A 21470-nucleotide genomic window follows, 5' to 3' on the forward strand; every position below is an offset into this window, starting at 1 on the left:
TCAGGTCAGCCAGTCGCTCAGGGGGCCGATGGCGAAGTAGAGGACGAACAGGGCGGCGACGACCCACATCAGCGGGTGCACCTGGCGGCCCTTGCCACGGACGGTCTTGAGGATCACGTACGAGACGAAACCGGCGCCGATACCGGCCGAGATCGAGTAGGTGAACGGCATCAGGATGATCGTCAGGAACGCCGGGAACGCGACCTCGATGTCGTCGAAGTCGATGCCCTTCACCTGCGTCATCATCAGGAACCCGACCAGGATCAGCGCCGGCGTCGCCGCCTCGTACGGGACCAGCGTGACCAGCGGCGCGACCACCATCGAGATCAGGAAGCAGATCCCGGTCACCACACTCGCCAGCCCGGTCCGGGCGCCTTCGCCGACGCCCGAGGCCGACTCGATGTACGACGTGTTGCTCGAGACGGACGCGGCGCCACCGGCGGCGGCCGCGAGACTGTCCACGACCAGGATCCGCTGCGAGTTCGGCGGGATGCCGTCGGCGTCGTTCAGGCCCGCCTCGGCGCCGATCGCGGTCATCGTGCCCATCGTGTCGAAGAAGTCGGCGAGCATCAGCGTGAAGATCAGCAGCAGCGCCGACACCACACCGATCTTGTCGAACGAGCCGAACAGGTTGAACTCACCGACCGTGTCCAGGTTCGGTTTCGTGAACCACTGGTCCGGCAACTTCGGCACGCTCAGACCCCAGCCGCCGGGGTTCTTGTCGGTGCGGGCGCCGATGTTCGCGATCGACTCGATCAGGATCGACAGGACGGTCGCGGCCAGGATGCCGATCAGGATCGCGCCCTTCACCTTCCGGGCGTACAGCGTGACGATCAGGATCAGGCCGACCACGAACACCAGCACCGGCCAGCCGCGGAGGTTGCCCCCGACACCGAGTTCTACGGGCGGGCCGCCGAGCGCGGCGGGACGCCGTACGAAGCCCGCGTCGACGACGCCGATGAACGCGATGAACAGGCCGATGCCGACGCTGATCGCGATCTTCAGTTGCAGTGGCACCGCCTCGAACACCGCTTTCCGGAAGCCGGTGAGCACCAGGACCAGGATGATCAGGCCCTCGAGGACCACCAGGCCCATCGCGTCCGCCCAGGTCATCTTGGTCGCGATCGAGAACGCGACGAACGCGTTCAGACCGAGGCCGGTGGCGAGCGCGAGCGGGAAGTTCGCGAACACGCCCATCAGGATCGTGACGACCCCCGCGACCAGCGCCGTCGCGACCGCGATCTTGGCGATCGCCGCCACCGGGTCGGTGCCGCCGCCGACGAACTGGCCGGTGCCGTCCTTGACGGTGCCGATGATGAGGGGGTTCAGCACGACGATGTACGCCATCGTGAAGAACGTGACCAGCCCGCCGCGGACCTCCCGGCCGAGCGTGGATCCGCGCTGACTGATCTTGAAGAACGAGTCCAGAGGACCGGAACCGGAGCGGGCCGTCGCGGCCTGGGGCGAGCTCATGACCGCATCGTGCCAGTTCCTACCGGGGAGTTGCGAGCACTAATCGCAAACGAAGCTAAGCTGTTGACGTGACGGAGGAGCAGGAGCCGGCCAAGGAGCGCGCGGACAAGAAGCGCACCGACCCGACCAGCCAACTCGCCCGCGGCGAACTGGTGCACGCCGAGGTCAAGCCGCTCGACCTGTCCGGCATCCCGAGCGTGATCACCGGTATCGCGATGTGGGCCGTCGCGTTCGTCGTACTCTTCGTCTTCCGCGACCGCCTCGAGGACGACGGCCTCGACTGGTGGCTCTGGGTCCCGGTCGCCGGCTTCGGCCTCGGCCTCATCGGCCTCTGGTACTGCAAACGCCGCTGGACCGCTATCCAGGCCGGCCACCGCTCCGCCACCGAAGACTGACCCCGCGAGCCTGACCCCGCGCGTCACGAGTAGGGCCGGAGCCCACCGCCCGGTGCCTGTGAACAGGCAATTACCTGTTCACCGGGGCCGCGGAGTGTGCAACGGCCCGGCTTGTGGTTGGGGTTCAGTCCTCGGTGGGGGTTAGCTCGAGGGTGTCGTAGCCGGTGGTGTCGAAGGCGTGGTCCGGGGTGGGGGGCTCGGCCAGGTCGATGGTGGCGTCGGAGTGGGCGCCGCAGCCGTAGTCGTAGGCGACGACGCGGGCCTCGCCGGGGGCCATCTCGTTGGCGCAGACGCCGAAGGCCTGGCCGAGGCTGTCGGCGAGGCGGATCCAGTAGCCGCACGAGAAGCACTTGTACGGGACGGCCTGTGCGATCGGGGACGTCGGGCCGAACTCCCCGCCGTACCAGCGCTCGGCGGCGTCTTCACGCCCGAACGGCGAGAGCACGCGCTCGCGACCGAGGCCGAGCTCCTCCACCACCGTGAGCACGTCCTCCGGCGCATCGGCGGTGTCGGTGAACCCGGGCTCGAGCCGCGGATCGTCGGCGTGCGTCGGGAACAGGTCGCCGGGGCGGAGGTCGCCGGGCTGGACGCGTTCCGACCACGGGACCCACTCGGGCGCGACAACTGCCGCGTCGCCGGGCAGCATCACGACCTCGTTGACCGTGACGGTCTTGGCACGCGACGCACGGGTCACCGTGACGGCCCAGCGCCAGCCGCGGTACCCGGGGTGGGTGGAGGCGAAATAGTGGGTGACGAGGCGCTCGCCCTCGACCAGATGACCGAGGTGCTCCCCGACCTGCGCGGCGCCGGCCTCGGCGATCGCGGCCTCGCGGGCCGGTTCGACCGCCGCGACGCAGACGGCGTCGGGCTTCGCACGTACCGATTCCGGGCTTTTGACAGGAGTCACAATCGCCCATTCTCGCACGCCGCTCGCCGTACACCGAACCGCCGTCACCCACCCGCGATCCGGTGCCCTTACGCGCGGTGTCTGCCGTCTGTCCCCGGCACGAGGCAGGATGGTTTCATGCAACCCCGCGACCCGAACGCCTCTGGAGGCCACCGCGACGGCGATCCCGCCGTCGGAGGGCCGCGCGCGGACGCCGGCCCCGGCCAGGCGCAGGCCGGCAACGGCAAGGCGGACGCTGCGCCTGGGAAGTCTGCGGGCGAGCGGCTCAGCGATGCCCGCGACCGGATGGGGACCGCAAGCAAGAAGGTGGGCCACGCCTCGAAGGTCGGGGCCGAGGGCGTTGCCTCGGCATCCAAGAAGGCAGCTGAGGCCGGCGGCAAGGTCGGGCGGGCAACCGGGCGCCGGATCCGCGGCCTGACGAGCGCTCAAGGCGCCGGCGAGTCAGGCCTTTCGCGCCTCATCGAACTGGGCGCGGTGAACGCGGCGGGCGACACGGCGTTCGCGGTCTCGCTGGCAGGGACGGTGTTCTTCACCGTGCCGAGCGATCAGGCCCGCGACCGGGTGGCGTTGTTCCTGGTGCTCACGATGGCGCCTTTCGCGTTGATGGCGCCGCTGATCGGCCCGATCCTCGACCGGTTCCGGCACGGTCGCCGCTGGGCGATCGGCGCGACCCTCGGCGTCCGCGCGTTCCTGGTCTGGAGCCTGGCGTCGTCGATCTCCGGCCAGGGCTCCGCCTGGCTGTATCCGGCCGCGCTCGGCTGCCTGGTCGCCTCGAAGGCGTACGGCGTGACGCGTGCCTCCGCCGTACCGCGGCTGCTTCCCCAGCAGATCACGCTCGTCACGGCCAACTCGCGGATCTCGCTCGCGGGTGTCGCCGGCGCGACCATCGGCGCCGGGATCGCCGCGGCGTTCGCCGCGATCGGGCCGCAGTGGTCGCTGCGCTGGGCCGCGCTGGTGTACATCGTCGGCCTGGTCCTCGCGATCCGGCTGCCGTCCGCGGTCGACTCCCCCGCCGACAAGGAAGTGACGGGTACGGCGGGACGGGACGCACGGCGCCGCGCGATCACCTCCGCGGTGGCCCGCGGGATCCGGTGCAACCTGGGACTGCGGTTCGTGTCCGGGTTCCTGACCATGTATCTGGCGTTCCTGCTCCGCGACCAGCCGATCAGCGGCGTCAAGGGCGCCGTCGCGGCGGGCGCGGTGATCGCCGCGGCCGGGATCGGGAACAGTCTCGGCACCATCCTCGGATCGTTGCTCAAAGCACGTAAACCGGAAACGGTCGTGCTCGTGGTGCTGCTCGCGGACGTGACCGTCGCGGTCGCGGTCGCCGTGCTGTACGGCCTGCCGATCCTGATCGCGCTCGGCCTGGTCGCAGGTCTGTGCAGCTCACTCGGCAAGCTGTCGCTGGACGCGATGATCCAGCGCGACGTCCCGGAATCCGTGCGTACGTCGGTGTTCGCGCGATCGGAGACGGTGCTGCAACTCGCGTGGGTGCTCGGCGGTGGCTGCGGGATCGTGCTGCCGCTGATCCCGCGCCTCGGGTTCGGGTTCCTCGCGGGCGTACTGCTGGTCGTCGTGTTCCTGGTACTGCGAATGCGCCCGACCAACCGCCCGACCCAAGGCCCGCTGCGCCCCGGCGGCCTCGGCGGACCCCGCACCGACCACGGGCCCCACGCGCACCCGACGGAGCACCGGCGTCCGGCGAGCGAGGAGCACCCGGAGAGCACCACCCGGACGATCCTCAGCGTCGCCGAGCAGCGCGCGAACCGCGAGCGCCGTTCGAGCTCGCACGACGAGCCGACCATCGAGTGGCGCTCCTCGGATCAGAAGCCGCCGCCCGAACAACCCATGGGCCGCTGGTGGAGCGGTCAGACCGACGACGACGAGAACACCGGCGAGAACACGGCTCCCTGGTCCGAAGAACCAACCGTCGAACGCGACCGGAACCACCCCTTCAAGCGCCGCCCCGGCGGCGAGACCCCGCGCCGCCCACCCCGCTGACACCCACGCCCGGCTTCAGAACACAGCAGAGCGGCGGCCGAGTGGAGCTTCCACTCGACCGCCGCTCGTTGCCTGGCTCAGGCTGAAGGGACTAAGTCAGCCTCCTCGGCGGGAGCGGTGCTGTGGGTGGTGCCGCGGAGGGTGAGGGTGGTGGCGACCGCGGTGGCGAGCAGGAGGACGGCACCGACCAGGGCGACGACGTTCATGCTGTGGGTGAAGGCGTGGCGGGCGGTGGCCAAGACGGTGTCGGCCAACTGCGCGGGCAAGTGGGCGGCTGCGGCAGTCGCCGCGGGCAGACCCTCGCGGACGGGGGCTGCGACACCGGCCGGCAGATTCGACGGGACATCGGCGCGGTAGACCGCAGTACCGATCGATCCCAGGACCGCGATCCCGAGGGCGCCGCCGAACTCCGCGCAGGTCTCCATCACCGCGGACGCCGAGCCGGCGCGCTCCGGAGCAACCGAACCGACGACGGCCTCGGTCACCAGAGTCATCACCATCACCAGACCGGCGGCCAGCAGACCGGCACCGGCGAGCGGCACCGCCAGCGACGAGTCGACGTGCACCTGAGTGAGTACGCCGTACCCCGATGCCGCGAGGACGAACGCTCCGCCGATCACGTATGCACGGTCCAGCTTCCCGGCGAGCGCGGTGGCCAACGGAGCCGCGCCACCGACCAGCACCGACGGGGCCAGCGACCACAGCGCCGCCTTCAACGGGCTCAGACCGTGCACCAACTGCAGGTACTGAGTCAGGAACACCGCGTTGCCCACCAGAGCGAGAGTCCCGATGGTGTTCGCTGCCAGCGACCCGCTGAACGCGCGGTTCCGGAACATCGACAGGTCGACCATCGGGTGCGCCGCGGTCCGCTGCCGCTGGACGAACAGCACCCCGAACACCAGCCCGGCGACGATCGCCACCACCGGCAGCGCGGACACACCGTGCGCCGCCAGCTCCTTGATCCCCCAGATCACCGGCAGTACGGCGGCCAGCGACAACACCGAACCCAGCAGGTCGAACCGCCCGCGCACCGGCGCCTTGAACTCGGGCAGCAGCACCGGCGCGAGGACGAGCAGCAGAACCATCGCCGGGGTGTTGATCAGGAACACCGAGCCCCACCAGAAGTGCTCCAGCAGGAACCCGCCGAGCACCGGACCGAGGGTGATCCCGCCCATCATCACCGCGCTCCAGAACGCGATCGCCTTCGACCGCTGCTTCGGGTCGTGGAACATGTTCCGGATCAGCGCCAGAGTCGACGGCATCAGGGTCGCACCGCCGATCCCGAGCAGGGCGCGGGCCGCGATCAGCTGCTCCGGGTTCTGCGCGTACGCCGCCGCGATCGAGGCGACCCCGAATCCGATCGCGCCGAACAGCAGCAGCCGGCGGCGGCCGATCCGGTCGCCGAGCGAGCCCATGGTGATCAGCAGGCCGGCCAGCACGAACCCGTAGATGTCGAAGATCCACAGCTGCTCGGTCGCGTTCACGCCGAGGTCCGCGCTGATGAACGGGACCGCGAAGTACAGCACCGACACGTCCATCGAGACCAGCAGCAGCGGCAGCGCGAGCACCCCGAGCGCGATCCACTCCTTGCGTCCCGCCCGTTCTGTCGAACCCATGACACCCCTCCGATATTATCTGTCTACGCCGCACACTGTGTGCGCCATACACAGACCATACACAAGACTGTCTATGCTGTAAACAGATAGGATGGTGGTCATGGACGAGAACGAACTGCCGCGGGTGTTGCAGCAGCTCTGGGGGATCGAGGGGCGGAGCCGCCCGGGGCCGAAGCCGGCGTTCCACATCAGCGACATCGCGCGGGCCGCGATCAAGCTGGCCGACGCGGGCGGGCTGGCCGCGGTCTCGATGAGCAAGGTGGCGGCCGAGCTCGGCTTCACCACGATGTCGCTCTACCGGTACGTCGACGCCAAGGACGACCTGTACGTCGTCATGCTCGAGTACGCCTTCGCCGAGCCGCCGGTCCTGGACCCGGCGCTCGACTGGCGCGGCCGGATCACCGCCTGGGCCGAGGCGTTCCGCGACGGGCTGCGGCGGCACCCGTGGATCCTGCAGATCCCGATCCAGGACCCGCCGCTGTCACCGAACCAGCTGGCCTGGATGGAGTCCGGGCTGGACGCATTCGACGGTACGCCGCTCGCGCCGCAGGACCGGCTGTCCGCGATGCTGCTGGTGAACATCTACGTCCGCGGTACGGCGCAACTCACCGCGAACATGCTCACCGAACCGGACGAGGTCCGCGAGGCCGACCGGCTCTACACGCAGCGCCTGACGATGCTCGCAACCCCGGACCGTTTCCCCGGCATCGCGGCCACGCTCGAGCAGCCGCTCGACGAGGGCTACGCCGGCGACTTCGACGTCGCCGAATTCACCTTCGGCCTGAACACCGTGCTCGACGGCATCCACACCCGCATCACCCGCCAAACCCCCTGATCCCCCTCGGCCGCATTTGCCTGGTCGACCCAGCAAGTCGGGGGTTCCTGACCCCTGACCAGGGTCCAGAAGGCAGCACTTGGTGGGTCAGCCAGGCAAATTGGTGGGTCAACCAGGCAAATGCGGGGGGCGGGGTGGGTCAGACGTCGAGTTTGTCGGCGACGCCGCGGAGGACGGTGGCGACCTGGCGGGCGGACTTGTTGTCGGGCTGGCGGCCGCGGCGGTAGCCCTCGCCGAGGCGGTCGAGAAGTTTGATCAGATCCTCGATGACGACCTGCATGTCCTCGGGCTTCGGGCGCATCGCCTTCGCCACCGACGGCGGCGGGTCGATCAGCCGCACCTGGAGAGCCTGCTCACCCTTGCGTCCCTCGACGACACCGAACTCGACCTTCTGGCCCGGCTTCAGGTTGGTGACACCCGACGGCAAGGCCTCGGCGCGGACGTAGACGTCCCCACCCTCCTCCTTGCTGAGGAATCCGAACCCCTTCTCGGAGTCATACCACTTCACCTTGCCAACGGGCACGGGAGACCTCTTCTTTAAGATCAAGCACAGCAGTCGTCATTCGTTCGGAAGCAACCGAACCCCGCAGGATCCGGTTGAAAACCCAGCGTACGTGAACCGGCGCGGCGGCGCCTCCGGGAAACTACCTGATCAGGCAGACTTCCCGCACCCCTTACAAGTTCCGGTACTTTTCGGGCTCCGGCAACCGTTCGTTCATGGATCCGGACCGGAACCCGCGCGGATCCACCCGCGCCGCCGGGAACCCTTCGGCCATGACCGCATTCACCAGCGACTGCTGGTCCACCTGGTCCAGCAGCGCGACGTCGATCTCGATCGAGGCGCTCTCCCCGAGGTCCCGGACCCGCACGTTCTGGACGCCGTACGACGCCAGCCGCGAACGGACCGCCTGCTCGGCGCGGTCGACGCGCGCGAGCAGGTTCGGGGTGATCCGGATGCCGTACGCGATCCGGCTGGACAGGCACGCCGCGGCCGGCTTGTCCGAGGTCTCGAGACCCCAGCTGCGCGACGCCGTACGGATCTGCGCCTTGGTCAGCCGCGCGTCCTTCAGCGGCGTCAGCGCGCCGCGCTCGAAGGCGGCCCGGATCCCCGGCCGGAAGCCGGCGATCGCGTCGTCCGCGTTCGTCCCGGTCGCGATCGCGGTGATCCCGAACTCGTCCGCGATCGGCTGCAGCGTCTCGACCAGCTCGGCCTTGCAGAAGTAGCACCGGGCGCCCGAGTTCGCCTGGTATCCCTCGCGCTCCATCTCGTGCGTGTGTGGCGTGACGTGGCGGACCCCGAGCGTGTCCGCGAACCGCGCCGCAGGCTCGAGCTCCGCCGCCGGGAGCGAAGGCGACACCGCGGTCGCCGCGACGACGTTCGCCGGGCCGATCGCCCGCGCCGCCGCCGCGAGCAGGAACGCCGAGTCGGCGCCGCCGCTGAACGCGACCACCATCTTGTCGTACGACGACAGCCGCCGCATGAGCGCTTCCAGCCGCTGCTCGAGCACGTACTCGTCGAGCCAGGCCGGGAACTCGGTCAGATCGTTCAGCACGACGTCGGCGCCGTACGCGCGCAGCTCGTCCGCGGTGAACGGGCCGGTCGCGACCGACACCGCGACCGCACCGGCCGCGTGCGCGCCGTCGATGTCCGCGGTGTGATCGCCGACGTAGATCATCGCCTGGTGCTCGCGCAGCGCCGTACCTTTCTCGGCACCGTGCAGGTCACCGACCGGCTCGTCGACGTCCAGGCCGAGGTGCTCCAGGTGCAGCCGGACCGACGGGGTGTACTTCGCCGAGACGACCATCGTCCGCCCGCGCAACGCCCGGATCGCGGCCAGCGACTCGGCCACGCCCGGCAGCGGCAGGCTGCCCGTGATCGCGTACGACGGATAGTGCTCGCGGTACCGCGCGACCATCGCGTCGACCTGCTCGGGCGGGAACCAGTTCGCCATCTCCCAGGTCAGCGGCGGCCCGAGCCGGCTCACCACCAGGTCGGTGTCGATCGGGACGCCGGTCTCCGCGGCCAGCAGGTCCCAGACGGCCTGGATCCCGGGCCGGGAGTCGATCAGCGTCATGTCCAGGTCGAACCCGACGACCAACTCCGGAACGTCGGCGGTATCGGGAGCGGACTGGATCTCGGCGGTTGACACGTCCCCAACCCTAACAAGCGCCGATGAACCGCCCTGCAGGCAGAACCCCGCCCACGGGCCCCGAACCGGCCGAAACCGGGGGTTGTGCCTGCGTGGCGGTCCGCATCCCGATACCCCATCAAAGTCCACTAAATCAGTTGGATTATGGGACATATCTACTACAAGGGAGCACTCATGACGACGCAACTGGAAGCACCGGAGATCACCGTCGCCAAGGCCGGTGGGGCGATCGGCGCGGTGATCGGCAACGTCGAACTCGGCGGCGACCTGGCGCCGGAGACCGTCGCAGCGATCCGGCAGGCGCTGCTCGACCACAAGGTGATCTTCTTCCGCGACCAGCACCACCTCGACGACGCCGGCCAGCTCGCGTTCGCGAAGCTGCTCGGTACGCCGACGCTCGCGCACCCGACCTCGAAGAGCCTCGACGGCGCCGCGAACGTGCTGCCGATCGACTCCGACTACAGCAAGGCGAACAGCTGGCACACCGACGTCACGTTCATCGACCGGATCCCCGCGATCAGCCTGCTCCGCGCTGTCACGCTCCCGGCGTACGGCGGGAACACCGCCTGGGCCAACACGGTCACGGCGTACGCGAATCTGCCGCAGTCCCTGCAGGCGCTCGTCGATCGGCTGTGGGCGGTGCACAGCAACAAGTACGACTACGCCGGACATGCCGACGAGGGGCGCATCGGCGGCGTCGACGTGAAGGTCGAGGAGCATCGCAAACAGTTCGAGTCGAAGGTGTTCGAGACCGAGCACCCGGTGGTCCGCGTCCACCCCGAGACCGGCGAGCGCGCGCTTGTCCTCGGTCATTTCGTCCGCCGGTTCGTCGGGCTCAGCAGCACCGAGACGACCGCGCTGTTCCAGCTCTTGCAGAACCGGGTCACGAACCTCGACAACACCGTTCGCTGGCAGTGGCAGCCGGGCGACCTGGCGATCTGGGACAACCGCGCGACGCAGCACTACGGCGTCGCCGACTACGACGACCTGCCGCGCCGGCTGCACCGGATCACGCTCGCGGGCGGCGTCCGCAGTACGCCGCGAACGGGCGACGCCTCGCACTTCTCCGCACTTGACAACTGAAGACGCGATGTCCGAGCACTTGACATCCGGAGCAGTTTTGTAAACCCTCATCCGCATGGACTCGTTTGCCGATCGAACCAAACGCCGGCTGCGTGACGAGTTGCTGGACGCTGCGCAGGACGCCATCGAGACAGGTGGGTACGACGGGCTTCGGATGGCCGAAGTGGCTCGTCGTACCGGGGTGTCCCGGCAGACCGTCTACAACGAGTTCGGCGACAAGTGGGGCGTACTGGAGGCCGTCGCGGCACGCGAGACCGAGCGGTTCCTGCTGGATGTGAATGCGGCGCTCGCCGAGCAGTCCGATCCGATCGACGGTCTGCGGGCCGCGGTCGAGCGGGCGCTCACGCTGGCCGGGGAGAACCAGCTGGTGAAGGCGGCGCTGGGCCAGCCGGGATCGGACCAGGCCAGTCAGCTGCTGACGACACGGGGACAGCAGGTGCTGGAGCTGGCACACCTTCGGCTGGATGCCCATGTCAGAGAGCACTGGCCGGAGGTTCCCGCAGAGGACGCGACCAGTTGCGTCGACGTCGCCTTGCGCGTCGTCATCAGCCACATCGTCACCCCGGGCCCTCCCCCGGCGGTGGTGGCGGCGCAGCTGGCTCGCGTCCTCTCGCCCTTCTTAGCCGAGTCACGGAGGTTGCACGTATGAACGAGCTGCACAGGCAAGGTTTCACCTCGCTCCGGGCCGGTGGGCTGAACTGGGACGCATTGCCGTTGCGGCTGTTCGACAAGGGCAACCGCAAGTTCTGGAACCCACGCGACATCGACTTCAGCCAGGACGCCAAGGACTGGCAGGAGCTGAGCGACAACGACAAGGACAACGCGTTGATGCTCTGCTCGCAGTTCATCGCGGGTGAAGAAGCGGTGACCGAGGACCTGCAGCCGTTCCTGCAGGCGATGGCCGCCGAGGGGCGGTTCGGCGACGAGATGTACCTGACCCAGTTCTGCTTCGAGGAGGCCAAGCACACCGCGGTCTTCCGGCTCTGGCTGGACGCCGTCGGCGTCACCGAGGACCTGCACCGGTACGTCGAGAACAACCCGGGCTACCGCGCGATCTTCTACGAGGCGCTGCCGGTCGCGCTCAAGTCGCTGGCCGATGACCCGTCACCGGCCAACCAGGTCCGCGCATCCGTGACCTACAACCACGTGGTGGAAGGAACTCTGGCGCTCACCGGCTACCACGCCTGGAACCTGCTCTGTACGGCGCGCGGCGTCCTGCCCGGGATGCAGGAACTGATCCGCCGGATCGGCGACGACGAGCGGCGGCACATGGCGTGGGGCACGTTCACTTGCCGCCGGCACGTCGCCGGGGACGCGTCGAACTGGAAGGTCGTCACCGACACGATGGAGGAACTCCTCCCGCACGCGCTGACGCAGATCCAGTGGGCGATGGACAACTCCCCCGCACTCCCGCCGGAGATCAACCCGACCGCGTTGATGACGTACGCCGGTGATCGCGCCACCCGCCGGCTCGGTGCGATCGAGTCGGCCGTCGGCGCAGACGTGGCCGGGATCGACTTCGACTACTCCCCCGAGAAGCTCGAGGACGACTTCGGCGACGAGGACTCAGCCGCGCTCGCGGCGGTTCGCTAATAGAACAAGGAGCGCCGCGGTCGCGAGGATCGCGGGAAGCCAGGTGACCGTCGTCGTACCGACGCGGTCGGCGACCTGGCCGCCGGTGAAGGCGCCCAGTGCGATCGATCCGTTGTACACCCCCACCAGGACAGCGGACGATGATTCGGGGGCACTGGGCGCCGCCGCGTGTCCCCACGCTTGCGTGCTGACACTCGTTCCGCCGTACGCGAGACCCCAGATCACCAGTAGGACAAGGGATCCGGCGAGGGTGGTGCCGAGCACGGGCATGGCCAGCGCCGTCAGGGCGATGCCTCCGGCGATGACGGTCAGGGCACGCGCCGGGCGGAGGGCGCCGGTGAGGAAGTTGCCGGCCACGCCCGCCACGCCGTACGCGAGGAGCAGGGTACCGATCAGCGCCGGGCCGGTGTGCGGCTCGAGGAGCGGGCGGATGTAGGTGTACGCCGCGAAGTGGCCGGTCACGATCAGCGCGACGAGGACCAGGCCGACCCGCACCTGCTTGAGCTGCAGCACTTCCCGTACGTCTGCCAGCCGGATCGCACGCTCCGGCGGAAGATTGGGCAGGAAGATGCCTAGAGCAACAGTTAGCCCGAGTGCGATCAGGCCGACACCGACGAAGGCCCAGCGCCAGCCGACGAGTTCACCGACGTACGCGCCGGCCGGAATCCCCAGCACGGAGGCGATTCCGATGCCACTGAAGATGAGTGAGGTGGCTGGTCCGGCAGCGTGTTCGGGTACGACGCGCCGGGCGAGGCTGACCGTGAAGAGCCAAACGCCGCCGATGGAGATGCCCATCAGGACTCGGGCTGCGATGAAGATCGAGTAGACCGGGGCTATTGCCGCGACGAACGCGGCGACGGCGAGCAGCACCATCAGACCGCTCAGTACTGTCCTGCGATCCAACTTGCCGAGCAGTAACGGAAGAACGGGTGAGGCGACCGCGGACACGATGCCGGTGACGGTGAGGCTCAGGCCGGCGGTGCCTTCGGTGATGTGGAGGGTGTCGCTCAGAGGGGTGAGCAGGCCGACCGGGAGCATCTCGGCCGTGACCACGGTGAAGACCGTGGCGGCCATGGTCACGGACGCGGCCCACGCGCGCGCGTCGGTGGCCGGCTGGTCGACGCAGATCGTTGTCATGTCTCCAGTGAGCCGCCGCGAGGTGGTGCGGAACAACGGCGATCTGGTCATGCTTGTATTAGCTGAGCTAATCGATCGGAGGATCGGCAGTGGCTATCGAGGTCCGTGAACTGGAGTGCTTCCTGGTGTTGTCCGAGGAGCTGCACTTCGGACGTACCGCAGAACGCCTTTACCTCTCGCAGAGCCGGGTCAGCCAACTGCTGCAGTCGTTGGAACGGCGGATCGGCGGGCCGTTGTTCGAGCGGACCAGCCGCCGGGTGGCGCTGACGCCGCTGGGCAAGGAGCTCCTGACGTCACTGCGCCCCGCGTACGCGGCACTGGAGCGCGTGGTCGAGAACGCTCGCGAGTACGCCGCCTGCGTGAAGGGCAAGCTGCGGATCGGGTTCCAGGGCGCCGCGAACGACGAGATCCTCCGGGCGGTGTCGGCGTTCCAGTCACGCAACCCGAACTGCCTGATCGACGTCTGCGAACTCCCGCTGAACGATCCGTTCGGAGCGCTCCGTCGCGGCACCGTCGACGCCGCCGTCGTACTGCTGCCGGTCGCCGAGGACGACCTGGTCGTCGGCCCGGTCTTCTCCCGCCACCCGCAAACACTCGCGGTCTGCCAACGGCACCGGCTCGCCGAACGGGCCTCGATCGACGCCGAGGACCTGGCCGGCGAGACCCTGATCGCCTTCTCCGGCCCGGCGCCCGGCTACTGGCGTCAGGCCCAGGCGCCCACCCAAACGCCCAGCGGCGCACTCATCCACCGCGGCCCTGACGTCAACACCCTGCAGGAAGGCCTCTCCCTCATCGCCGCCAACCGTGGCGCGATGCTCGTCTGCCAACCCACCGCCGCCCTCAACGGCCGCGCCGGCATCGTCACCGTCCCCCTGACCGGCCTCCCCGACTCCGCTCTCGCCCTCGTCTGGCGCCGCGGCGAACAGACACCCTCCGTCAGGGCATTCGCCGAACACCTGAAGGCCTAGTCAACCTTGCGTACCTCGGTGTCAGCCGCGGTGACCATACGGCCGTCGGCGGCGTGTACTTCGAGTGGTCGGAGCGGCTGCTGATCGCGGCGGTCCAGGAGTTGTGAGTGCGGCTCACCGGGGTCGAAGGCGAAGGCCTCGCCCCACTGGCGCAACGCCACGACGACCGGGAAGAGCGCCTCGCCCTTGGCGGTCAGGACGTACTCGTGCCGCGCCCCGGCCGGGACGGTCTCGAGAATGCCGTTGTCGACCAGGGATCGCAGCCGCGCGCTGAGGATGTTCTTCGCGACGCCGAGGCTGCGCTGGAAGTCGCCGAACCGTCGGCTGCCGTCGAACGCGTCCCGCACGATCAGCAACGACCACCAGTCGCCCACCACGTCCACCGACCGCGCAACCGGGCAGCTCTCACCGTCGAACCTGGTCCGTTTGACCATCCCACACCTCCTGGTTGCAACATGCTACCAACTCCTCTTACGGTAGCAACATGCAACCAAACAGGCTGCTTCTCGCAGCAGCGGCCGGCATCGCGGTCGCCACCGTGTACTTCGCTCAGCCGCTCCTCGTCACGATGGGCAGCGACCTCGGCATCGCGCCCGGGACGGTCGGCGTCATCGTCACCGTGACGCAGATCGGGTACGGCCTCGGTCTGTTCTTCCTCGTCCCGTTGAGCGATCTGCTCGACCGCCGACGACTCGTCCAGGTCCAGTTCCTGCTGCTGGCAGTCGCGCTGCTCGCCACTGCTCTCGCCAGGAACGCGGCGATGTTGATGATCGGACTCGCCGCCGTCGGCGCACTTGCGGTCGTTACCCAGTCCTTGGTCGTGCTCGGCGCCGCGCTGAGCGATCCGGCCGAGCGCGGCCGCACGGTCGGCACCATCACCAGCGGCATCGTGCTCGGCATCCTGCTGGCCCGCACCGCGTCCGGAGTCCTCACCGACCTCGCCGGCTGGCGTGCTGTTTACCTGACCGCATGCGCGTTGTGCCTACTGATGACGTTGCTGCTGAACGGTTCCGCGCCACGATCCAGGAGCGGACTGAGGTACGGCGCTCTGCTCCGATCGACGACCGCGCTGTGGCGGACCGAGCCCTTGTTCCGCGAGAGCGCGATCCGCGCATTCTTCATCTTCGCGTCGTTCTCCACCCTCTGGAGCTCGGTCACCCTGCCGCTGTCCGAGCGTTCGTTGTCGCACACCGAGATCGGTGCGTTCGGTCTGATCGGCGCAGCCGGCGCACTCGCTGCCGGTCCGGCCGGACGGCTCGCGGATCGAGGGTACGGACGTGTCGTGACAACGGCCGCTTCGGTGCTGTTGGCAACGAGTTGGCTGATCACCGTCTGGACGCCGAGATCCCTGGTGGCGTTGGCGATCGGCACGATCCTGCTCGACCTCGCCGTACAGGCTGTGCACGTCACCAATCAGAGCCGGATCTACCCGCTCCGGCCGGAGGCGGGCGGCCGGATCATCGGCGGCTACATGATCTTCTACTCACTCGGCAGCGGCACCGGCGCGATCGCATCGACCATGCTCTACGAACGCGCCGGCTGGACCGGCGTATGCATCCTCGGCGCAGCCTTCGGGCTGGGCTCCGTACTCACAACGGCCCGGGTATCCGCACCGCTCACCCGATGATGGCGAGGATCTTGTCGCAGAAGTTCTCGTCGGTCGCGTTGCCTTCCTGACCGACGACCTTCACATCTCCCAGCGAGTCGATGAACTCGTCGTCGGACGGGTCCGCGGGAGTACCGCCGTTGTCCACCAGGATGTCGAACCACACGGCCCCGCTGTCCTGAAGGACCAGCCTGCCGCGGGAGTCGAACCATCTGTCACCGGCCGTCTCACGGATCCGGATCGTCAGGGTGCCGTCCCCGTTGTCGGTCACCTGGGTGTCCTTGTGCACCAAATCGAGCACATGAGTCACGACCTTGCCGTTGGACAGGTTCGTCAGGGTGTTGGTCAGGTGCGAGTTCTCCCGGAAGTAGGGCAGTCCGCCTCTCGGGTTCGTGCGGTACTGGAACGATCCCCAGTTCGTGAAGTCGAAGTGCACGTCGTCCCCGCTGCCGCAGAAGTCCTCGATCACGCCGTTGCCGGCGTCCTCGAAGTGTCCGCGCTCGATCGGTGCGGCCGACGCCGGGACGGCGACCGTCATCGCGAGCAGGGCGGCCGCGCAGGCCATGGGTGTTCGATGTCGCAACTTCATGGATGGTGCCCCCTAGTCAGTACTGCTCCCCCCACGAACGCGCCCCGTTCGCGACACGTGACTTACCACCCACCGTCCCAGGCGACGGCACACCCGTACAGGTCACAGCCCCAGGAGTTCGACGGACTTCTCGCGCATCTCGACCTTGCGGATCTTGCCGGTGACGGTCATCGGGAAGTCGTCGACGAGCAGGACGTAGCGCGGGATCTTGAAGTGCGCGAGTTTGCCGGTGGCGAAGGCCTTCACGGCTTCCGCGTCAAGCGGGTCCATGCCTGGCTTGAGTTTGATCCAGGCGCAGAGTTCCTCGCCGTACTTCTCGTCGGGGACACCAATGATCTGGACGTCGGCGATCGACGGGTGCGTGTAGAGGAACTCCTCGATCTCCCGCGGGTACACGTTCTCGCCGCCGCGGATGACCATGTCCTTGATCCGGCCGACGATGTTCACGTACCCGTCCGCGCGCATCGTCGCGAGATCGCCGGTGTGCATCCAGCGCGCCTCGTCGATCGCCTCCGCGGTCTTCTCCAACTCGTCCCAGTACCCGAGCATCACGGAGTACCCGCGGGTGCACAGCTCGCCGGGCTCACCTCGTTCGACGACGAGCCCGGTCGCCGGGTCGACGAGCTTCACCTCGACATGCGGCATCACGCGGCCGACCGTCGACGTACGGCGGTCCAGGTCGTCGTCCCGCCTGGTCTGCGTGGACACCGGTGACGTCTCGGTCATGCCGTAGCAGATCGCGACCTCGGCCATGTGCATGTCCGCGACGCACCGCTTCATCACCTCGATCGGGCACGGCGATCCGGCCATCACGCCGGTCCGCAACGACGTCAGGTCGTAGTCCGCGAAGTCCGGCAGCCCGAGTTCGGCGATGAACATCGTCGGTACGCCGTACAGCCCGGTGCACCGTTCGTCCTGAACGGCTTTGAGCGTCGCGGCCGGGTCGAACGCCGGCCCCGGGATCACCATGCACGCGCCGTGCGTGGTGCAGCCGAGGTTGCCCATCACCATGCCGAAGCAGTGGTAGAACGGCACCGGGATACACAGCCGGTCATCGGCGGTGAACGCGATCGTCTCGGTGACGAAGAAGCCGTTGTTCAGGATGTTGTGGTGGCTGAGCGTCGCGCCCTTCGGGAATCCCGTCGTACCGCTGGTGTACTGGATGTTGATCGGGTCGTCGAACGACAGCTCCGCCTCGCGCGCGTGCAGGTCGTCGAGCGGGATCCGCGCGGCGTCGTCGCGCAGAGCGTCCCAGTCGCCGGTGCCGAGGTAGATCGTCTCCTCGAGCGCGGGGCAGTTCGGGCGCACCTCCTCGACCATCGCGCGGTAGTTGCTGGTCTTGAACTCGGTCGCGGAGACGAGCAGCCGGACGCCGGACTGGTTCAGCGCGTAGGCCAGCTCGTGGGTGCGGTACGCCGGGTTGATGTTCACCAGGATCGCGCCCATCAGCGCGGTGGCGTACTGCGTGATCGTCCATTCGGCCTGGTTCGGGGCCCAGACGCCGACCCGATCGCCCTTCGCGATCCCGCGGGCCATCAGTCCGCGTGCGACCAGTTCGACCTCGGCGCCGAACTCGTCGTACGTCCAGCGCCGTCCGGTCTGCACCTCCACGAGCGCCTCGCGGTCGCCGTACGTGCCGATCGTGCGTCTCAGGTTCGCGCCGATCGTCTCGCCCAGCAACGGAACCTCGGACACCCCGGACGCGTACGACGGCTGGCTCATGGTTGCCATGTTCACGCCGGTCAGATGCCTCTGCAAGGGGCTGTTGCCTCGCCCCCTGCAGTCGCGAGCAGGTGCTCGGGGGTGTAGCGAGATGCGCCGCCGAGTGCCGCGCAGCACGCAGGGGGCGAGGCAACAGCCCCTTGGGGGCACGCGCGGCAGGAAACAGGGAGTGGACGGCAAGCAATGTCCTTACCAACTCTCTGTCATCTTCGGTCGCAGAGCGTGGTTGGACGGCTACCTTGGAGTGGAAAGGTGTGAGGCGATGGGCCGATCGGTGGAAGGTCACGCCCGCAGCGACCGTCCGCCCGGGCGTACTGCCGAAGCGGCGCAACGTACCGCTGCGGTACAGGAACGCGTCCAGGTTCTGAACGGCATCCTGGCCGACGCGCTGGCCGTCGATGTCCACGGCACCGATCTGCAGAGCCTGAAACGGGCACCGCGACGCGCGCCGCCGACCGTGTCGCCGGCCGATCTCGAGGCGCATCCCGGACCTGTCTGGGGTGCGTTCGTGCCGCACCCGCCGGGCCGGTTCCGCTGGTGGGGCGCCGAGCGCAGGTTCGCGCGTCGACTCGCCGACGCGGAGGACCGGTTCGCGGAGGCGATCGAACGGCACCGCGCCTACGAGGAGGCCCGCCGGGAGCGGACCGCGCGCGCCGTCCGGGAGCAGGCCGAGCACCAGCGCCGGCTCGACGAGGCGACCGCGGAACAGCACGCGCGGATCGACGCGTACGAACGCGCGGTGCAGAACCACGACCGGGCCGCCGTGACGCGCTACTTCACGAAGGCGCTGGACCGGGTACCCGAGCCGCTGGACTTTCCACGCCGGCGCAAGGTCGGGTACGTCCCCGAGTCGACACTGCTCGCGGTGGAGTGGGATCTACCCGACGTCAGCGTCGTGCCGGCTGAGGCGTCGTACCGCTATGACCGTGCGGTGGATGCAGTGCTGGCCGTTCCGCGGGAGCAGGTGGAGCTGCGGCGGCTGTATCAACAGCTGGTGGCGCAGCTGGCGTTGCGGGCGCTACATCTGGTCTTCGGGAGTGACAGGTACGGCGTGGTCGAGACGGTCGTGTTCAACGGGATGGTGGAGTCAGTGGACCTCACTACTGGGCAGACCGTGCGGCCGTGCCTCATCACGTTGCGGGCGACGCGGGAGCAGTACCAGGCGCTGGTGCTGGACCAGCTCGACCCGGTGGCCTGCGTACGGCACTACTTCGCTGCTGAGGTGTCACAGCACCCGGAGGAGCTGCAGCCGGTGGAGCCGGTGCTGGAGTTCGACCTGACTGATCCGCGCACTGTCGAGGCAGTGGACGTGATCAGCGAGATCGACGCCCGCCCGAACCTGCTGGAGCTCAGCCCGGAGTCCTTCGAGCACCTGGTCCACAACCTGCTGACGCGGATGGGCCTGGAGACCAGGTTGTTCCGGCGCGGCACGGACGGCGGGATCGACTGCGTGGCCTACGACCCGCGGCCGATCACCGGCGGCAAGTTCGTCGTCCAGGCGAAGCTCTGGACCCGCACCGTGCCACCGTCGGCCGTCCGCGACCTCTTCGGCACTGTCCTCGACGCCGGCGCCACCAAAGGCATCCTCATCACCACCTCCGGCTTCGGCCCCACCAGCTACCAGTTCGCCAACGGCAAACCCCTCCAACTAATAGACGGCACCGCCCTACTGTCCCTCTGCCACGAACACGACATCCCCGCCCGCATCATCCCCCGAGCTAGTTGAGCGGTGCTTCGTAGATCTGGAGTTCGGTGCCGCCGGGGTTTTCGCCGTCGTCGGGGGCTGTGTAGAGGCGGAGTTTGTTGTTGGTGGTTTCCAGGGCTACTGGGTTGCGGGTGGCGTTGTGGTTGGTGGTGGGGGAGAAGTAAGGGAAGGGGATCTCGTGGAGGATGCGGTTGGTGCGGAGGTCCAGGAGGGCCAGCCCGCCTAGGTCGTACGTCGTGTTGTTGGGGCCGGGCAGTGTGGTGACTCCGCCGCACAACTGCTTGCCGCGGGCGGCGTAGTCGCAGTCCTGGTAGTCGAGGAGGTGGGACTCGTTCGCGACCTTGCCGAGCTGCTTGCCGGCAGGGGTCCAGTCATAGAGGGTCCGGGAGCCCCAGCTCACCCCGTGCACCTGGCCGGTCGTCCGGTCGCGCACTACTCCCCCGACGTGGTCCTTCACCCGGAAACGCTCAGTGACCCGGTACGTCTGCGGGTCGACCGTGTAGACGATCGCCCGCGAGTTCGGCCGGTACTCCGCGACCGGCACCCACAGGTCCTTCCCGTCGAAGTCCAGTCCGCCCGGGTGGTACGCCGTACCCTCGCCGAGCCGGATGTCCTTCTTCAGGTTGCCCTGCCGGTCCAGCACGAACAGGTGCCCGATTCCCTTCCCAGGTGTCCGGTCGTACCCATCCACCGGCACCGGGTACTTCACCGGCGCCTCCAGCACCTCGACACTGCTCAGAAAGATCAAGTCCCCGACGAGTGCGAAACCCTGCGGGTGGTACGTCGGGAACTTCAACGGCACCCGCTCCGCCAGCGACCACGCCGTACTGCGGTCTGTGGCCTGGAAGGCACGTGTGACGTCAGAGTCCCGCCCGGTGGCCTGGGCGGTGGTCAGGCCGGTGAGCAACACACCGGCCAGGGCAGCAACAGTCAGCAGTCGTCTGCGCATTGATGGTCTCCTCAGCTCGAAAGTCGATGCTGCAGTGTGAGATGCCCAGATGACTTGCAGGTGATGCCAGACTGACCGTTATGGACACAGGGGTGAGTGTTGTCGGGTCAGGGCAGGTCAGTGGTACGCCGGACATCCTGCGCGTCACGTTCGGCGTCGAGCAGGTCGCACCGGATGTCGCGGCCGCTGTGGCGACGGTCGGCGAGCGCACGGACGCGGTGATCGCGGCGCTGCGGTCACAGGGGGTCGAGGAGTCGCAGCTCGGCACGAGCTCGGTGAACGTGTTCCAGGAGTACCGGGAGCCCGGCACGGACGCGGCGTACCGGGCGTCGCACACGGTCCTGGTGGAGACGAAGGACCTGACCGGCTTCGGCGCGCTGCTGAACGCTGCCGTGGATGCTGTCGGCAACAGTCTCGCGCTGCACGGACTGCAGTTCGACATCGAGGACAAGACCGAGCTGCTGGTCCAGGCCCGGGAGCTGGCGTTCCAGCAGGCCAAGACGAAGGCCGCGCACCTGGCCGGCCTGGCCGGGTTCTCCCTCGGCTCAGTCACCGCGATCTCCGAGAACCACGGCCACACGCCACTCGGGCCGGAGACGCGGATGTCAGCGTCCAAGGCGTACGACTCGGCCATCAACATCGTGCCCGACGACCAGAACGTCGTGGTCTCTCTCCAGGTGCTCTTTGCCTGGGCGTAACGCGCGTCTCAAATCGAGCACAGGGGTTGCGTTGTCGGCGGCG

At 68.4% G+C, this 21470-nt stretch carries 20 protein-coding genes; 10 read left to right on the top strand and 10 right to left on the bottom strand.

Translation table 11 applies throughout. The annotated features are described in order from the left end of the window. Positions 1-1473: an NCS2 family permease gene (locus E0H45_RS04535; protein ID WP_131334994.1), complete on the bottom strand. Its 1473-nt coding sequence runs from the start codon at positions 1471-1473 to the stop codon at positions 1-3. 68 nt (positions 1474-1541) lie between these two features. Between E0H45_RS04535 and E0H45_RS04540 the strand changes: the two genes are divergently transcribed. Next, complete coding sequence (locus tag E0H45_RS04540; protein ID WP_131334995.1) at positions 1542-1868, top strand: DUF2530 domain-containing protein; 327 nt, start codon at positions 1542-1544, stop codon at positions 1866-1868. 124 nt (positions 1869-1992) lie between these two features. Here E0H45_RS04540 and E0H45_RS04545 read toward each other — a convergent pair whose 3' ends face one another. Beyond that, positions 1993-2775 (bottom strand): DUF3027 domain-containing protein, encoded by a 783-nt coding sequence (locus tag E0H45_RS04545; protein WP_131334996.1) that lies wholly within the window; start codon positions 2773-2775, stop codon positions 1993-1995. Positions 2776-2892: 117 nt separating this feature from the next. On the opposite strand from E0H45_RS04545, the gene E0H45_RS04550 reads away from it, so the two are divergent. Further along, positions 2893-4776, top strand: coding sequence for an MFS transporter (locus E0H45_RS04550; RefSeq protein WP_131334997.1), 1884 nt, complete (start codon positions 2893-2895; stop codon positions 4774-4776). Positions 4777-4853: 77 nt separating this feature from the next. On the opposite strand, the gene E0H45_RS04555 is transcribed toward E0H45_RS04550, so the two are convergent. Further along, on the bottom strand, positions 4854-6392 hold the full coding sequence (locus tag E0H45_RS04555) for an MFS transporter (RefSeq protein WP_131334998.1): 1539 nt from the start codon (positions 6390-6392) through the stop codon (positions 4854-4856). A gap of 100 nt (positions 6393-6492) precedes the next feature. Here E0H45_RS04555 and E0H45_RS04560 point away from each other — a divergent pair, with 100 nt between their 5' ends. Continuing rightward, positions 6493-7227 (top strand): TetR/AcrR family transcriptional regulator, encoded by a 735-nt coding sequence (locus tag E0H45_RS04560; protein WP_165546356.1) that lies wholly within the window; start codon positions 6493-6495, stop codon positions 7225-7227. A 139-nt stretch (positions 7228-7366) separates the two neighbouring features. On the opposite strand, the gene E0H45_RS04565 is transcribed toward E0H45_RS04560, so the two are convergent. Together E0H45_RS04565 and larE are read right to left on the bottom strand one after the other, a co-directional pair. Then, the gene (locus E0H45_RS04565; RefSeq protein ID WP_131335000.1) at positions 7367-7750 is read right to left on the bottom strand and encodes a cold-shock protein; all 384 of its coding nucleotides are present in this window, start codon (positions 7748-7750) and stop codon (positions 7367-7369) included. 151 nt (positions 7751-7901) lie between these two features. Continuing rightward, a complete protein-coding gene (gene larE / locus E0H45_RS04570; RefSeq protein ID WP_131335001.1) occupies positions 7902-9377 on the bottom strand; it encodes an ATP-dependent sacrificial sulfur transferase LarE in 1476 nt (491 codons plus the stop codon). Between the two features lie 174 nt (positions 9378-9551). Here larE and E0H45_RS04575 point away from each other — a divergent pair, with 174 nt between their 5' ends. From E0H45_RS04575 to E0H45_RS04585, 3 genes are read left to right on the top strand one after another with little or no spacing between them, the layout of a single operon-like run. Further along, positions 9552-10460 (top strand): TauD/TfdA dioxygenase family protein, encoded by a 909-nt coding sequence (locus E0H45_RS04575; protein ID WP_131335002.1) that lies wholly within the window; start codon positions 9552-9554, stop codon positions 10458-10460. A gap of 55 nt (positions 10461-10515) precedes the next feature. Next, positions 10516-11109 (top strand): TetR/AcrR family transcriptional regulator, encoded by a 594-nt coding sequence (locus E0H45_RS04580; RefSeq protein WP_131335003.1) that lies wholly within the window; start codon positions 10516-10518, stop codon positions 11107-11109. Beyond that, complete coding sequence (locus E0H45_RS04585; protein ID WP_131335004.1) at positions 11106-12053, top strand: R2-like ligand-binding oxidase; 948 nt, start codon at positions 11106-11108, stop codon at positions 12051-12053. Before E0H45_RS04580 ends, E0H45_RS04585 begins: the two co-directional genes overlap by 4 nt. On the opposite strand, the gene E0H45_RS04590 is transcribed toward E0H45_RS04585, so the two are convergent. Continuing rightward, positions 12027-13190: an MFS transporter gene (locus E0H45_RS04590; RefSeq protein ID WP_131335005.1), complete on the bottom strand. Its 1164-nt coding sequence runs from the start codon at positions 13188-13190 to the stop codon at positions 12027-12029. The two genes, E0H45_RS04585 and E0H45_RS04590, sit on opposite strands and share 27 nt — an antisense overlap. Before the next feature lie 89 nt (positions 13191-13279). Between E0H45_RS04590 and E0H45_RS04595 the strand changes: the two genes are divergently transcribed. After that, a complete protein-coding gene (locus E0H45_RS04595) occupies positions 13280-14158 on the top strand; it encodes a LysR family transcriptional regulator (protein WP_131335006.1) in 879 nt (292 codons plus the stop codon). Here E0H45_RS04595 and E0H45_RS04600 read toward each other — a convergent pair. Further along, positions 14155-14592, bottom strand: coding sequence for a winged helix-turn-helix transcriptional regulator (locus E0H45_RS04600; protein ID WP_131335007.1), 438 nt, complete (start codon positions 14590-14592; stop codon positions 14155-14157). The genes E0H45_RS04595 and E0H45_RS04600 overlap by 4 nt on opposite strands. A 50-nt stretch (positions 14593-14642) precedes the next feature. Between E0H45_RS04600 and E0H45_RS04605 the strand changes: the two genes are divergently transcribed. Continuing rightward, a complete protein-coding gene (locus tag E0H45_RS04605) occupies positions 14643-15785 on the top strand; it encodes an MFS transporter (protein WP_131335008.1) in 1143 nt (380 codons plus the stop codon). Here the strand turns inward: E0H45_RS04605 and E0H45_RS04610 are convergent. Both E0H45_RS04610 and E0H45_RS04615 read right to left on the bottom strand, forming a co-directional pair. Next, entirely contained in the window at positions 15775-16353 is a 579-nt protein-coding gene (locus E0H45_RS04610; protein ID WP_131335009.1) for a hypothetical protein, read from the bottom strand. The two genes, E0H45_RS04605 and E0H45_RS04610, sit on opposite strands and share 11 nt — an antisense overlap. 102 nt (positions 16354-16455) lie before the next feature. Further along, complete coding sequence (locus E0H45_RS04615; RefSeq protein WP_238154797.1) at positions 16456-18075, bottom strand: AMP-binding protein; 1620 nt, start codon at positions 18073-18075, stop codon at positions 16456-16458. 262 nt (positions 18076-18337) lie between these two features. Between E0H45_RS04615 and E0H45_RS04620 the strand changes: the two genes are divergently transcribed. Continuing rightward, complete coding sequence (locus tag E0H45_RS04620; RefSeq protein WP_131335011.1) at positions 18338-19801, top strand: restriction endonuclease; 1464 nt, start codon at positions 18338-18340, stop codon at positions 19799-19801. On the opposite strand, the gene E0H45_RS04625 is transcribed toward E0H45_RS04620, so the two are convergent. Continuing rightward, the gene (locus E0H45_RS04625; RefSeq protein WP_131335012.1) at positions 19794-20729 is read right to left on the bottom strand and encodes a DUF6454 family protein; all 936 of its coding nucleotides are present in this window, start codon (positions 20727-20729) and stop codon (positions 19794-19796) included. The genes E0H45_RS04620 and E0H45_RS04625 overlap by 8 nt on opposite strands. Before the next feature lie 80 nt (positions 20730-20809). Here E0H45_RS04625 and E0H45_RS04630 point away from each other — a divergent pair, with 80 nt between their 5' ends. Next, entirely contained in the window at positions 20810-21427 is a 618-nt protein-coding gene (locus tag E0H45_RS04630) for an SIMPL domain-containing protein (protein ID WP_131335013.1), read from the top strand. Positions 21428-21470: the final 43 nt, after the last annotated feature.

This window comes from Kribbella soli, assembly GCF_004331345.1.
GTDB classification, from domain to species: Bacteria; Actinomycetota; Actinomycetes; order Propionibacteriales; family Kribbellaceae; genus Kribbella; species Kribbella soli.